The 13,737-nt window shown below is 31.0% G+C and carries 14 protein-coding genes; 10 read left to right on the forward strand and 4 right to left on the reverse strand.

What is annotated here, in order from left to right:
- The first annotated feature begins 27 nt into the window (after positions 1-27).
- From BEE63_RS16445 to BEE63_RS16475, 7 genes are all read left to right on the forward strand, one after another.
- Positions 28-798: a tetratricopeptide repeat protein gene (locus BEE63_RS16445; RefSeq protein ID WP_066022408.1), complete on the forward strand. Its 771-nt coding sequence runs from the start codon at positions 28-30 to the stop codon at positions 796-798.
- The gene (locus tag BEE63_RS16450) at positions 791-2,152 is read left to right on the forward strand and encodes an aspartate aminotransferase family protein (protein ID WP_066022409.1); all 1,362 of its coding nucleotides are present in this window, start codon (positions 791-793) and stop codon (positions 2,150-2,152) included. The genes BEE63_RS16445 and BEE63_RS16450 overlap by 8 nt, the downstream gene beginning before the upstream one ends.
- Before the next feature lie 343 nt (positions 2,153-2,495).
- A complete protein-coding gene (locus tag BEE63_RS16455) occupies positions 2,496-3,305 on the forward strand; it encodes a basic amino acid ABC transporter substrate-binding protein (protein ID WP_066022410.1) in 810 nt (269 codons plus the stop codon).
- 131 nt (positions 3,306-3,436) lie between these two features.
- Positions 3,437-4,093: an amino acid ABC transporter permease gene (locus BEE63_RS16460; protein ID WP_066022411.1), complete on the forward strand. Its 657-nt coding sequence runs from the start codon at positions 3,437-3,439 to the stop codon at positions 4,091-4,093.
- Positions 4,090-4,812: an amino acid ABC transporter ATP-binding protein gene (locus BEE63_RS16465; RefSeq protein WP_066022412.1), complete on the forward strand. Its 723-nt coding sequence runs from the start codon at positions 4,090-4,092 to the stop codon at positions 4,810-4,812. Before BEE63_RS16460 ends, BEE63_RS16465 begins: the two co-directional genes overlap by 4 nt.
- A gap of 24 nt (positions 4,813-4,836) precedes the next feature.
- The gene (locus BEE63_RS16470; protein ID WP_066022413.1) at positions 4,837-6,030 is read left to right on the forward strand and encodes a trans-sulfuration enzyme family protein; all 1,194 of its coding nucleotides are present in this window, start codon (positions 4,837-4,839) and stop codon (positions 6,028-6,030) included.
- 45 nt (positions 6,031-6,075) lie between these two features.
- Positions 6,076-6,456 (forward strand): RidA family protein, encoded by a 381-nt coding sequence (locus BEE63_RS16475; RefSeq protein WP_066022414.1) that lies wholly within the window; start codon positions 6,076-6,078, stop codon positions 6,454-6,456.
- A gap of 207 nt (positions 6,457-6,663) precedes the next feature.
- Here BEE63_RS16475 and BEE63_RS16480 read toward each other — a convergent pair whose 3' ends face one another.
- Positions 6,664-9,783: an MMPL family transporter gene (locus BEE63_RS16480; RefSeq protein ID WP_066022415.1), complete on the reverse strand. Its 3,120-nt coding sequence runs from the start codon at positions 9,781-9,783 to the stop codon at positions 6,664-6,666.
- Between the two features lie 203 nt (positions 9,784-9,986).
- The gene (locus BEE63_RS16485) at positions 9,987-10,592 is read right to left on the reverse strand and encodes a TetR/AcrR family transcriptional regulator (protein WP_066022416.1); all 606 of its coding nucleotides are present in this window, start codon (positions 10,590-10,592) and stop codon (positions 9,987-9,989) included.
- 234 nt (positions 10,593-10,826) lie between these two features.
- Here BEE63_RS16485 and yqeK point away from each other — a divergent pair, with 234 nt between their 5' ends.
- The gene (gene yqeK, locus BEE63_RS16490; protein WP_066022417.1) at positions 10,827-11,429 is read left to right on the forward strand and encodes a bis(5'-nucleosyl)-tetraphosphatase (symmetrical) YqeK; all 603 of its coding nucleotides are present in this window, start codon (positions 10,827-10,829) and stop codon (positions 11,427-11,429) included.
- A gap of 135 nt (positions 11,430-11,564) precedes the next feature.
- Entirely contained in the window at positions 11,565-12,470 is a 906-nt protein-coding gene (locus BEE63_RS16495; protein WP_066022418.1) for an AEC family transporter, read from the forward strand.
- A 131-nt stretch (positions 12,471-12,601) separates the two neighbouring features.
- Here the strand turns inward: BEE63_RS16495 and BEE63_RS16500 are convergent, their stop codons facing one another.
- Positions 12,602-12,940, reverse strand: a complete 339-nt coding sequence (locus tag BEE63_RS16500; protein ID WP_066022419.1) for an EamA family transporter — start codon at positions 12,938-12,940, stop codon at positions 12,602-12,604.
- Positions 12,940-13,287 (reverse strand): EamA family transporter, encoded by a 348-nt coding sequence (locus BEE63_RS16505; protein ID WP_066022420.1) that lies wholly within the window; start codon positions 13,285-13,287, stop codon positions 12,940-12,942. The genes BEE63_RS16500 and BEE63_RS16505 overlap by 1 nt, the downstream gene beginning before the upstream one ends.
- Positions 13,288-13,511: 224 nt before the next feature.
- Between BEE63_RS16505 and BEE63_RS16510 the strand changes: the two genes are divergently transcribed.
- Positions 13,512-13,685 (forward strand): CDIF630_02480 family spore surface protein, encoded by a 174-nt coding sequence (locus BEE63_RS16510; RefSeq protein ID WP_066022421.1) that lies wholly within the window; start codon positions 13,512-13,514, stop codon positions 13,683-13,685.
- The last annotated feature ends 52 nt before the right edge of the window (positions 13,686-13,737 follow it).

The raw sequence follows: 13,737 nt of genomic DNA on the forward strand, positions 1-13,737 counted from the left end.
AAAATTGATTAATATGGAGTGATTCCTTTGAGTACTTATACGGATAGAGAGCACGAAAAAGCTTTAAGTGAAACTATGTACTGGATGAAAAAAGTTCCAGTTACAGTGGAAGAAGAATATAGTTATGGAGAATACCAGTATAGTTTAAAAGATTATAAAGATGCAGTTATCTGGTATAAAAAGGCGTCTGAGAAAGGATGCATTTCTGCTGCATTTAAACTAGCTTATTGTATGAGGCATAATTTGGGCATTAAGTCTAATTATGAAGTAGAAGAGCAGCTTTTCAAACAGGTAATAGTACATGATAATGCGGAAGAAAGCGTTGAAGCTACTTACAGGCTTGGAATGTGCTATACATATGGATATGGCATAGAAATGAATGAAGAAAAGGGAATTATATATTTTCAAAGAGTGAAGAATGAAAAACCAGAAGCATTTTATGAAATGGGCTTATTTTATAAAAACGGTAAGGGGAAAAAATCTATAGATAAAAAAAAGGCTGAATACTGTTTTTACAAAGCTTATGACGGTTTTGTTGAGGATGCTATTTTCCAGATTTATGACATGTTTGAAGGCGAATTTTCTGAATTCCCATATATAAGAGAAATAAAAGAGGCTTATAGTTTTAAACTTGGACGTTTAATGAGGGTATCAGAACTAAGACCTTGCAGAGAATATCTGATGCGATTAGCAAATTTTTATAAAAAAGGTTATCCGGGTGACACAGGGGAGAAATTAGAAAAATTTTATGATTTAGCACAAAAATATTATAAGAAAGCGAGTGAAAGCAATGCTTAATGAAGAATTACCAGAGATAATAACTGAAAAGCTGCCAGGACCTAAAGCTACAAAAATAATAGAAAGGCGTGAAAAAGCAACGCCAGCAGCAATTAGATGTGTGTATCCATGTGTTATGAAAAAGGCAGCAGGAGCTATAATCGAAGATGTTGATGGAAATAAATTTTTGGATTGGGTAGGAGGAGTTGGAGTATTAAATATAGGACATACTCATCCAGAAGTAGTGCAGGTAATTAAGGAGCAAAGTGAAAAATATCTTCATGGAATGTTCAATATAGTAACACATGAGGGATATGTAAAGCTGGCAGAAAAGATGAATGAAATTGTTCCTGTAAATGGTGAAGTTAAGCAGACAATGTTTGTAAATAGCGGTGCAGAAGCAGATGAAAATGCTGTAAAAATAGCAAAGGCATATACTAAAAGACCGAATATAATTGTATTTTCTGGGGCTTTTCACGGCAGAACAGTAATGACTATGGCAATGACTTCAAAGAAAGCATATTCCTTTGGTATGGGACCGTTCCCTGATGGAATATGTCGTGCCGAATATCCATATCTGTATAGAAAACCAGTTGGTATGACAGATAGTGAAGCTATAGATTATTACATTGCTAGATTAAATAAGGTTTTTGAAGAAAGCTCGCCAGCTGAATTTGTAGCAGCAATTGTATTAGAGCCGCTGCAAGGAGAGGGCGGATTTATTCCTGCACCCATTGAATGGGTTAAAGCAGTTAGAAAAATCTGTGATGAAAATGGAATCTTGTTAATTGCAGATGAGGTTCAATCTGGATTTGGGAGAACAGGAAAGATGTTTGCATCAGATTACTGGAAGGAAAATGGCTTTATGCCTGACATATTAACTTCTGCAAAATCTATTGCGGCTGGAATTCCTTTAAGTGCAGTTACAGCAAGACGTGAAATATTTGATTCTGTTCCGAATGGCGTAATTGGAGGAACCTTTGGTGGTAATGCCGTTGCTTGTGCGGCAGCTTTAAAGGTAATTCAAATTATGGAAAGAGATAATCTTTGTGAGCGTTCAAGAAAAATTGGAGAAAAGTGCGTTAAGACATTTAGAGAATGGCAGGATAAATATGAAGTTGTTGGTGATGTACGTGGTTTAGGCGGAATGGTTGGAATTGAGTTTGTAAGGGACAAGGAATCTAAAGCACCAGATGCCGATTTTGTGTCAAGATTAATACAGGAGGCAGCTCAGAATGGTTTGCTAATTGAAAATGCTGGGACTTATAATAATGTAATACGTTTCTTAGCTCCTCTTGTTATGACTGATGAGCAATTAGATATGGGATTAGAAATTTTGGAGAAAAGTATACGCAAATGTATAAGCTTTAATTAGAGATTCAATAATTAAAATGTATTATAACGAATTGGGCTCTATAGGATAGATACTATAAATGTGGGGTATTGATCTTATGGGGCTCAATTTGCATTTATATGTATTCAATGTATGTATATTGTAAATAATGACGGCAATTTACAACAAACAATCATTAATATGCTAAATAAAATGATATATACATAAAAACAACAATATTTTTTTAACAAATTAATAAAAAACTGTTGACTCTATAACAGTAACAGAGTTTATTATATAAGCAAGCAAAAGATGAAATTAATAATACTTTAATAAAAAAATAATAATAAAATTATCAAATTAAAAAAGCGAGGAGTGTTACTAAATGAGAAAGAAGTTATCTATTTTATCTCTTATTCTTATCTTTGTATTAATGTTTTCAGCATGTGGAAAGAGCAAAGAAAAATCCACTGCAGACAATTCTAAAGAAACTTTAAAGGTACTAACCTATGCTAATTGGAATCCATTTGAGTATTTGAACAAAGGAAAAATTGTTGGTTTCGATATTGACATAATTAAGGCAATAGCAGAAAAAGAAGGTTATAACTATGAAATTAAAAATGTCAGTTGGAATGAAATGTTTACTCAATTAAAGAATAATGGCGCAGATTTGGGGATTTCAGGTATTACAATAACTGATGCAAGAAAACAAACTTATGATTTTTCAGATCCATACTTTGTATCTAGACAAAGCATTGTAGTAAAAGATGGAAGCCAAATTAAATCTGGAACTGATTTAACATTAGGCAAACAAATAGCAGTTCAAAGTGGTTCTACTGGGCAAGATGCTGTAGAAAAAATTCTTGGACAAAATAATAGCAAGATAAAAAAAGTACAGAATGGACTTACATATATGGAACTTATGCATGGTGATGCTGATGCTGTAGTAGGTGATGATACAAGTAATAAAGAATTTCTATTTAATAATCCTAAAAGTGGACTAAAGGTTATTGAAGATAAAAAAGCATTTTCACCTGAATACTTCGGCATAATGTATCCTAAGAAAAGCAAATTAAGAACAGAATTTAATAAAGCTCTCGGTAAGTTATATGACGATGGAACGTTTACAAAAATATATAAGAAATGGTTTAAGGTAGCACCAGATATTAAGGAATTAAAAGCACAACTAAAATAAAGTGTGCATGAAAATGCTTAAATTGCATAACTTGCCATGTGGAATTTTAAAAGAAATTTAATTTATAAATTAGCTTTTATAAATCTTCATATGTGTTATGCAATTTTTAGCTTTAGTAAGGAGGAATTTAATTGGATTTTCGTTTTGATATTATAGCTGAGTATTCACAGTATTTCCTGAGAGGAACACTCATTACTATAGGACTATCTTTAGCAGCGGTTTTGCTTGGAACAGTAATTGGTTTAATTGTAGGAATTGGTAAAATGATGAAAAACAAGTTGGTGGCACGTATATTTGCTTGTTATGTTGGTTTTTTTAGAGGAACACCATTACTAGTTCAAATATTAATTGTACATTTTGGAGTTATTCCGGCAATTTTAGGAAAGGCTAATGGAGTAGTTGCTGCAATAGTTGCACTTTCATTAAATGCTTCAGCATATATTGCAGAAACATTTAGGGCAGGTATTCAGTCTATTGATATGGGACAAACGGAAGCTTCACGTTCCTTAGGAATGACACAATTTAAAGCTATGAGATATGTTATTTTACCACAAGCTTTTAAGAGAATGCTGCCTCCACTTGGAAATGAATTTATTAGTCTTATAAAAGATTCTTCATTAGCATCTACTATAGCAACACCTGAACTTATGTATTGGGCGCAGGCTATGAATGCTCAGTATTATCGTGTGTGGGAGCCATATTTGACATCAGCACTTATATATCTTATATTAACTCTTTCAATGGGACATGTAGTTGGATATATGGAAAGGAGGATGGACACAAAATGATAAAAATTAGCCATTTAAAAAAATCGTTTGGTAATAATGACGTTTTAAAAGATATAAATATAGAAATAAATAAACAGGAAGTTGTTGTATTTATTGGTCCATCGGGAGCTGGAAAATCGACACTCTTAAGGTGCATTAATCGTTTGGAAAGCATAACAGATGGGAGTGTTTGTATTGAAAATATTGATATAACAGATAAAAAAACAGACATAAATAAAGTAAGAGAAGAAGTCGGAATGGTATTCCAGCACTTTAATCTTTTTCCACATTTAACTGTCATGCAAAATATTATACTGGCACCAATGAAGGTAAAAAAGATAAGTGAGGATGCAGCAAAAGAAACGGCATTAAAATTGCTTAATAAAGTGGGGCTAGAAGAAAAGGCAGATGCTTATCCAGATTCATTATCAGGTGGACAAAAACAGCGTATAGCTATCGCAAGAGCACTGGCTATGGAACCTAAGATTATGCTTTTTGATGAGCCTACGTCAGCACTTGATCCTGAAATGGTTGGAGAAGTTTTAGATGTTATGAAACAATTAGCAAAGGATGGAATGACCATGGTTGTTGTTACACACGAGATGGGATTTGCACGTGAAGTAGGCGATAAAGTTGTATTTATGGATGGTGGATATATTGTCGAAGAAAATATGCCTAGTGAATTATTTGATCATCCTACTAAAGATAGAACTAAAGCTTTTTTAAGTAAAGTACTATAAATTCATTTGAAAGGGAGATAAATTATGTTTAAAGAAACGGATAAAGAATTTTCGTTTGAGACAGAACTATTAGAAAAGGGAGCATACATAAATAGCTTGGCAAGTAATCCTGAAACAGCTCCTATTTATTTAACTACTGCTTTTAATGTAGAAGATCTTGACGACCTGCAAGCAAGGTATGATGTAAAAGGATTTTGCTATAATAGAAATAGAAATCCTAATAGAAGTGCTCTAATTGAACTTGTGACATATTTAGAAAAAGGAGAGAATTCAATTATTTGTAGTTCGGGTATGGCTGCAATATCTACAGCAGTTTTATCAATTGTAGAGCAGGGAGATCATATTCTTTCGGATAAAACGCTTTATGGAGAAACAATTGATATATTTAGTAAAGTTTTATCTAAGTACGGAGTAGAGGTTACATATGTTGATTTCACAAATTTAGATGAGGTAAGGGGAGCCGTTAAAAAAAATACAAAGATATTTTACACAGAAACAGTGTCAAATCCTATGATTTCAGTTGTAGATATTGATAAGGTTGCAGATATTGCTCATTTAAATAATGCTTTTTTAATTGTTGATAATACTTTTATGACGTCAGTTGCATTTAGACCAATAGAACATGGTGCGGATATTACAGTAAATAGTTTGACAAAGTTTGCAAATGGACATAGTGATGCTGTATGTGGATCTATTACAGGTAGTGCGTCTTTAATTGAAAAAGCATATAATCTTCAGGTATTATTAGGAACTACAGCAGATGCGTTTACTTCTTGGCTTGTACAAAGGGGCATGCGTACAATGGAGCTTCGTGTTGAAAAACAAATGGCTAATGCTGAAAAACTTGCAAAAGCTCTAGATGAGAATCCTTATGTATTAAAAGTAAATCATCCAAGCCTAAAGAGCCATCCACAGCATGAATTAGCAAGTAAATTATTTGATAATAAGTATGGTGGTATGATAAGCTTTGTGGTTCCAGATGATAAAGAAAAAATGAATAAGTTTATGCGCAGGTTAAATATTGCCCACTATGCTATGACTTTAGGTGGATATAGAACTACACTTTCGCATCCTGTTATGTCATCACATTACGATGTACCAGAAGAAGAAAGATTAAAAATTGGTATTACGTATGGACTTTTAAGAGTGTCTGTAGGTATTGAAAATCCTAATGATTTGGTATATGATTTTATGCAAGCATTAGAAGCTTTTGCATAGTAATATTATAAATTTTCAAAATTAGATTATAGGAGGTTTTAATTTATGGAGAAAAAAATAGTAAGTACAAAAAATGCGCCTGGAGCAGTAGGACCTTATTCCCAGGCTGTCAAAGCTGGAAATCTAGTATTTGTATCAGGGCAAATTTCATTAGATCCATTAACTGGAGAATTGATTAAAGATGATATAGGGAAAGCAGCTGAAAGATCATTGGAAAATGTAAAGGCTATTCTTGAGGCTGCGGGTACATCACTTGACAATGTTGTTAAAACAACTGTATTTGTAAAAGATATGAATGACTTTGCTGCTGTCAATGAAGTTTATGCAAAATATTTTAAGAAAGATATGCCTGCAAGGTCATGCGTAGAAGTAAAATTACCTAAAGATGCTTTAGTTGAAATAGAAGTAATAGCATTAGCAGATTAATTAAATATAGAACAAAGTGTATCCTGTAGAATTGGTAGATGGAAAGTAAATCTTGTGCCAGTATACGGGGTATTTTTATTATGCATTAAAATAGTAGTTACATTTTGAATTTGAAATAATTTATAAAATGATAAAATTGCCTAAAAATTATGGGCTTTTAAAAGATAAAAAAGATACTCAAGTTTTAACCCCGAGTATCTTTTTTTATTATGCGCTAATAGTCTCTTTATCTGAAGTATCTTTTTTGTTATTAGAAACAAGATTTTTTATGGAAGATGGCAAAGCAATAAGTGCAGGTAAAAACATCGGCAATAGCAAAATTGAAAGAGCTATTAATCCAGCAACTACGGCTATGGCAAGTTGTGTTAAAAGTTTAACTCCTGCTGGAACCATTGTTACGAAAGTACCTCCAAGTATTAAAGCAGCGGACATAATAACTGTACCTATGTGTTTTGAAGATTCAACTATGGCTTCTTTAGCATCAATACCTTTATATTCCTTGAATTTAGTCATTAAGAATATACTATAGTCAACTCCTAATGCCACAATCATCATAAAAGAGAAAAATGGTACATTCCATGATACTCCATCTAATTTAAAAATATTAGATACTATAAAGTTTAAGACGAATGATGATATATAGTAAGCTGCCATTAATGATACAGATATATAAAATGAAATTAATGGAGATCTTATTACTAATAAAAGTATTACAAATACACTAGCTAAAACAATTAGTCTCATTGTATTTAAGTCTCCTGAAGCTGTTTTATTTAAATCATAATCAGAAGCACTTGTTCCTGATGTTCCAAACTTGGCATTTTTAAGCACAGTTCCTTTAAGTGCACCTGGAATTGTGTTATTAATTTCATTTGCTGTATTCATGGCTTTTTCTGAATATGGATCACAGTATAAAACAACCGTAAGTTTAGTCGTTTTTTTATCTTTGCTCATGTACATGTCAAAAGCTTGTTTCATAGAAGCGTTACTAAAGGTTTCCTGTGGTGCAAAAAAGTCTTTTGAACCGCTCAGCTGATACATGTACCCATTTACTTGTGTAAGTCCATTTGAAACTGCGGATAATCCATTGCTACCCTCATTTAAAGCATCTTTTAATTTAGGCACACTGGAACTAAGTGTATTTAATTTACTATTAAGCTCAATTTGACCGGCTTTAACTTGACCTAAACCAGAATTAAGTTTAGCCATGTTTTGGATTACAGTAGTTTGACCGGCGGCTCCCTGCTTAAGTCCATTTGATAGGGCAGAGGAAGCAGATTCAAGTTGAGTGAGTCCATCAACTAGTTTATTTTCAGAAGCATTTATTTGATTTAAGTTTGTTGTGGCTTCTCCAAGTTTAGAAGTAAGAGTATCGTAATTTCCCTTAAAGGTACTAAGTCCGGCATTTAAACCGGTAAAGCCATTATTTATATTATTGTAGTAAAGTTCAGCACCGCTAAATCTAGGATCATTTGAAAAATTATATTGTTTTGATAAAGCTAAAATATAATCGTTCATAGTTTTTGTTGCACTTTGAAGGTTACTTACACTAGAAGATATTGAGTCATAAGCACCTCCAAGTTTTTGATATCCACCTTGAATTTGTCCCAAACCATCTGACAGTTCTTTAGTGTAAGTTGTTATCTGTGCCATACCATTTTTAGCTTCAGCTAAGCCGGAGTTTATTTTAGCAGCACCATCGGCTCCACTTTGAATACCGGTATTTATTTGATTAAGACCATCAGTTACAGCATTTAGTCCATTTTGAACTTGACCTGTTCCAGCAACTAAGGCATCTGTTTTTGATAAATCTTTTAAATTAACAGAATTTAGGCTGGTGTTTATTTGACCTAGTCCGTTATTTATAGTGTCCACACCATTTTTCGATTTTGAAATTCCGTCAGCAGCAGTTTCTGATTGATTGCCTATATAAAGTGAGTCGATAGGGTCAGCTAGTGGCTCTGTAATGCTGGATACACTTTTAACATTTTTTATGCCTTTCAATTTTTTGGTTAAATTATCAATAGCCGCTAGAGAAGCATTGTTATCCATAGGTTTGTCATTTTCTAAGACAATTGTTGTAGTAAGTGCCTCACCTTTTCCAAAGTTTTTAGTAATGAGATTAAATCCTTTTACTGACTCTACAGAACCTGGAAGTTCATTTACTGTATCAAAGGAAAACTTTTCTGTATTAAAGCAAATTATTGGAATTAATATAAGTATTATTATAGATGAAACTAAAATAGGTTTTTTTACTGAAAATGCAGATCCTTTAGCCCAAAGTTTGTTTTCACCATGACTGGTAATTTTCTTAGATGGCCAAAAAAGTTTTGTTCCAAGAAATTTCATAGTAATTGGTGTAAGTGTAAGTATTTCAAGTAGTAGAATTACAACTGCAATAGCAACACAATTTGCTGAACGATATAAGCCAAATTTTGCTAGAGTTAAACTTAAAAAGGCTACAAATACAGTGAGGATACTAAAGGCTATGGTTTTTCCTGCTGTCTTATACGTGGTTACAATTGCTTCATCTATAGAAGAACTGTGGGACATTTCTTCTTTAAATCTATTAAATAAAAGTATATTGTAATCTGTACCAATTCCAAAAAGTATAAGTACAAGCACTATTTGCGTGAGTGAAGAAATGGGGTAATCAAATCTATAAACAAGTTGACCTACTATTGCATATGAAATCAAATATGATATTCCAACTGCTGATAAAGATATAAGTGGTGTTATTACAGATCTAAATAGAATTATTAGAACTATTAAGATAAAAATTATAGTCAAAAGTGCACTTTTATCAACACCAGCAGAAATTGTTCTCATATAGTCATCACTTATAAAATCTGTTCCTGTTAGATAATGAGTTGTTTTTACATTTTTTAGTTTAGCGTTAATTTCATCTTTAATATCTTTTACTTCCCTGCCTTTTTTATTAAGCTTAAAAGTAACCATTAAAGTTTTTTTATCCTTGGATATAAGCTTTGACTTGACAGATGGGGTATTAAAGGGATCAATTAAGTTGCTTATTCCAAGTGAACTTTTATTACTTTTTATTTTATTTATTCCGGACTCTATATTGTCCATGTTACTGGAACTTAGTTTGCTGTTACTGTTAAATACTATTATGTCTGTATTTCCACCAGTTTTATCCATTTTTTTTACCATATTATCAGCTTTAACAGATTGGCTGTCATTACTTAAAAATTGCTGTCCTTTAGCTCTAAGTACTTTGTTTAAATCTGGTGAATAAATTATTGATAATGCTAGTGAAATCATCCATACTGCTAATACAATCCACCTCATTTTTAATATTTTTCGCATAGTTTTTCCTCCCTATTGTAATGGTTTATTATTTCTATGAACAAAAGTTCATTATTGAGCTTAAATAAAAAGCAGTTAAAACTGCCAGTGAACTAATGTTCATTATTCAAGCAAAAAATAATTATTGGTTGTGAACAATTGTTCATTATTATAGTAAAAGTATATATTATATTTTTATTGATACATATAATATATATTTTATATTAAATTTTAGGATCAAATATTCTAGTCATATCTGTAATATAAAAATACAAAAGTCTATTAATAAGGATTTTGACTTTATCTCCATCATAATCCTGGTTAAGTATAAATGAAATACCTTCAACTAAATCATGGGATACTGTATAAACTATAATTTTTGTATTATCATCTATTTTTTCTGCATTGGGATATTTAATAAGTATATCGTTAACTAAAGCAACTAATTCTTTTTTGAAATTTTCAAATTTTGAGCCTTTACTTTTATTGAAAATAATGAGAAGTTCATTATTTGATTCTTTTACAAATGACGCTATACTGTTTAATATATCTATTATGTATTTTGTAATTTCATGGCAATTTTTACTAGTGAAATTATTTACCTGCACTTGTATTTTAACAACATATAGTAGCAGTTTATTATATACAGGTTCTATTAATGTATTAAAAAGATCTTCTTTGCTTTTGAAATATCTGTATGTACTACCTAGGGCTATTCCTGATTTTGCTGCAATAGTTCTCATTGATGTATCTAAATATCCATTATTTTTAAATTCTATCAAGGCTGATGAAAGTATTTTTTTTCGTACTTCATCTTTTAAATATTGCATCTGTGAACCTCCGTTCATTATTTACTTGATTATATATCACTTTAATGTAATTGTAAATAAATATTTCGAAAAAAAATAAAATAAATTATATGGTATTATTTTAACTTTAATAGGAGAACTTTTAATCATGGGAATTAGAATGTCACCTTGTGATAAAATATAATTAAATAGAAAATTACAAGTTCTTAATTGGACTATGTGAAAACAGAGGATAGCGGGAGAATATACAGGAAAATGAAAAAAATATTTGCATCTTTAATTAATAACATTACATTTACAGGAAATATAAAAATAGATAGTCAGAAGCTTCTTAAAAATTACCATCAATTTGTAACAGCGGAGCACAGTCTTAGAGTGGCAAAAGAAGCTAAAGTTTTAGCTGAAAGATATGGAATCAATAATGAAAAAGCAGAAATAGCAGGGCTTTTGCATGATATAAGTGGTATTTATCCTAGTGATGAAAGACTTAAAATAGCAGAGGAATTGGGGCTGAATATTTTTGAAGAAGAAAGAGTTCTGCCACTAATTTTACATCAAAGAATATCAGCTATAATGGCAGAGGAACTATTTCATGTACATGATAAAGAAATCTTAAGCGCTATAGCCTGCCACACAACATTAAAGGCTAAGGCATCAAAAATGGATATGGTTTTATTTGTTGCAGATAAAATTCAGTGGGACAAAGAAGGCGTGCCGCCGTATCTTGATGAACTTGAAAAATCACTGTCTGTATCCTTAAAGAATGGAACTTTTAGTTATATAAAATACCAATTAAAACATGCAAAGATTATTCATCCATGGCTTAGGGAAGCTTACAAAGATTTACTTAATAATTAGAGTAAATTATATATTTATGTTATAATAAAAAAGTTGGAATAAAGACTAAATAAAAGGTCTTTGTTCTTTTTTTGGGGGATTTTTAAAGAAGATTTGATATAACAACGTATGAAAAAATTTTATAGGAGGTATAAAATGAATACTAATGTAATAAACCAAGTAACCATGCTGACACTTATGATGATAGTAGGTATTATTTTAAGAAAAGCAAAAATAATTACGGATGAAGTAAATAAGGCACTTTCTACTATTCTAATAAATGTCACAATGCCATGCATGATTTTATATTCTTTTAATTTTAAGTTTTCAATGAGTATGTTAAAAAATGCAATCATGATACTTTTTTATTCTATTGCAATACATGTTTTTTTAATAGTTTTAAGCAAGTTATTATATTTTAAATCTGAAGATTCTAAGAAAAAGGTATTTGAATTTGCCACAATATTTTCAAACTGCGGCTTTGTAGGTTATCCAGTAGTTCAAGGCATATTTGGAAATGTAGGCGTATTTTATACATCAATATTTACAATTCCTTTTAATGTGTTCATGTGGTCATATGGAATTATGATTTTTACAGGAGAAAAGGATTTAAAAAAAGTATGGAAGAATGTTGTTAATATACCTTTAATAAGTATCTTTTTAGGTGTGTTGATGTTTATTTTTTCTGTTCCGCTTCCTAAGGTTTTGACGCAAACTCTGTCAAGCATAGGAAACATGACAACTCCGATTTCTATGTTTATAATAGGAGCTATGCTTGCGGATGTGGAGTTAAAGGAAGTATTTAAGGGACTTGATGTTTACTATATGAATTTTATAAAACTTATAGGAGCCCCACTGTTAGTTTATCTTATACTTAAGCTTTTAGGTACTAATAATATAGTCCTATGTATATGTGTAATTTTAGTGGCAATGCCAACTGGAAGTTTAGTGGGAGTTTTTGCGGAAAGGTACAATGGAAATAAGGCAGTTGCTTCAAAGTGTGTGTTCTTAACCACGGTTCTATCTATGATTACTATACCGGCTATTATGGCAATAATGTAATAATTTTATTATATTGAGAGTTCAAGAATGCTTTAATTTGTACAATTATTATGAATATTTAATTAGAATTTCTAAGATTAAAAAAATGTGGACATTGCAATAAGTACTAATGCAATGTCCACATTTTTAAGTTATGAAAGTCCAACCAAAACAGCACCGATAAGTATAAGAACTAGTCCTATAATTTTGAATTTCGTTATTTTTTCATGTAGGGTAATTCTAGAAATAATCATGGACCATATATATGTAATTGAAGATAGCGGCATAACAACTGATAAGGGCATATACTTTAATGCATATATATTTATAACAGCTGAGCTTACATATAAGAAACCGCCAATATATAAAAATTTATTCTTTAAAATTGACAGCATTGTATTTCCTGAAGTTGATTTTTTAAAGCAGAAACCTCCAAAAGAACCAAGCAGTGTCATTGAAAGTATTACTGGTATCAAAACTAAATTATTCATTATTCATCACCTACACCTATAAATGCGACACCAACCATAATAAAGAGTATGCCTAGTACTTTTGGAAAGTTAATTATTTCATGTAAAAATAAATACGATATTATTACCGTAAAGACATAACCCATGCTCATCATAGGGTGTATAACAGAAAAACTTCCATATTTAAACGCAATTATCATTCCAACAGCACCTAGTCCATAAAAACAAAAGCCAATCATAATGCAAGTTAAATTATGCATAGCTGATATTTTCCACATATATTGTCCAATGGTAGTGCATATAGAAGATAGTAATATAAGTGTTATACCTTTTTGATTTTTTTTAAGCGAACTTATTATACTATTCATATTGTTGTCACCTTTTCATATTTAAACATTTTATAAATCACTATTCTATTTTATTTTATTTTAATAAATATATCAAGTTGGTTTTTAATAAAGAGATTAAAATAAAATATGAAGTTATTACACATTATTAGTGTACCAGATGATAAATGTATTTTATAGTATTCACTAAATATTTAATACATTTTTAAAAATTGAAAATACTATTTGTGAAGGGAGGAGTTAAAATGAAAAAGAAGGACGATAGACGTAAGGATAGTTTTATGGAAGTTCCAATAGAACAACATTCTACTGCAGCCTGGGCAGATGTTCATAAGGAAAAGCCTGTATCTAATGTTACAATTCCAAGCAGGTTTGATACAAAAAATGCTAAAGAGTATGTAGATTCTAATGAAAAGTAATACCAAATTAATGGGCTTGACATGATAAATAGGGGAATGCTTAAAATTATTT

The sequence above is a fragment of the Clostridium pasteurianum genome, assembly GCF_001705235.1.
Taxonomy (GTDB): Bacteria; Bacillota; Clostridia; order Clostridiales; family Clostridiaceae; genus Clostridium_S; species Clostridium_S pasteurianum_A.

Excerpts from the sequence above, each read along its gene's own strand:
- BEE63_RS16450 (WP_066022409.1), top strand. The coding sequence starts at position 791 with ATGCTTAATGAAGAATTACCAGAGATAATAACTGAAAAGCTGCCAGGA.
- BEE63_RS16455 (WP_066022410.1), top strand. The coding sequence starts at position 2,496 with ATGAGAAAGAAGTTATCTATTTTATCTCTTATTCTTATCTTTGTATTA.
- BEE63_RS16465 (WP_066022412.1), top strand. The coding sequence starts at position 4,090 with ATGATAAAAATTAGCCATTTAAAAAAATCGTTTGGTAATAATGACGTT.
- BEE63_RS16470 (WP_066022413.1), top strand. The coding sequence starts at position 4,837 with ATGTTTAAAGAAACGGATAAAGAATTTTCGTTTGAGACAGAACTATTA.
- BEE63_RS16475 (WP_066022414.1), top strand. The coding sequence starts at position 6,076 with ATGGAGAAAAAAATAGTAAGTACAAAAAATGCGCCTGGAGCAGTAGGA.
- BEE63_RS16480 (WP_066022415.1), bottom strand. The coding sequence starts at position 9,783 with ATGCGAAAAATATTAAAAATGAGGTGGATTGTATTAGCAGTATGGATG.
- BEE63_RS16485 (WP_066022416.1), bottom strand. The coding sequence starts at position 10,592 with ATGCAATATTTAAAAGATGAAGTACGAAAAAAAATACTTTCATCAGCC.
- yqeK (WP_066022417.1), top strand. The coding sequence starts at position 10,827 with ATGAAAAAAATATTTGCATCTTTAATTAATAACATTACATTTACAGGA.
- BEE63_RS16495 (WP_066022418.1), top strand. The coding sequence starts at position 11,565 with ATGAATACTAATGTAATAAACCAAGTAACCATGCTGACACTTATGATG.
- BEE63_RS16500 (WP_066022419.1), bottom strand. The coding sequence starts at position 12,940 with ATGAATAATTTAGTTTTGATACCAGTAATACTTTCAATGACACTGCTT.
- BEE63_RS16505 (WP_066022420.1), bottom strand. The coding sequence starts at position 13,287 with ATGAATAGTATAATAAGTTCGCTTAAAAAAAATCAAAAAGGTATAACA.
- BEE63_RS16510 (WP_066022421.1), top strand. The coding sequence starts at position 13,512 with ATGAAAAAGAAGGACGATAGACGTAAGGATAGTTTTATGGAAGTTCCA.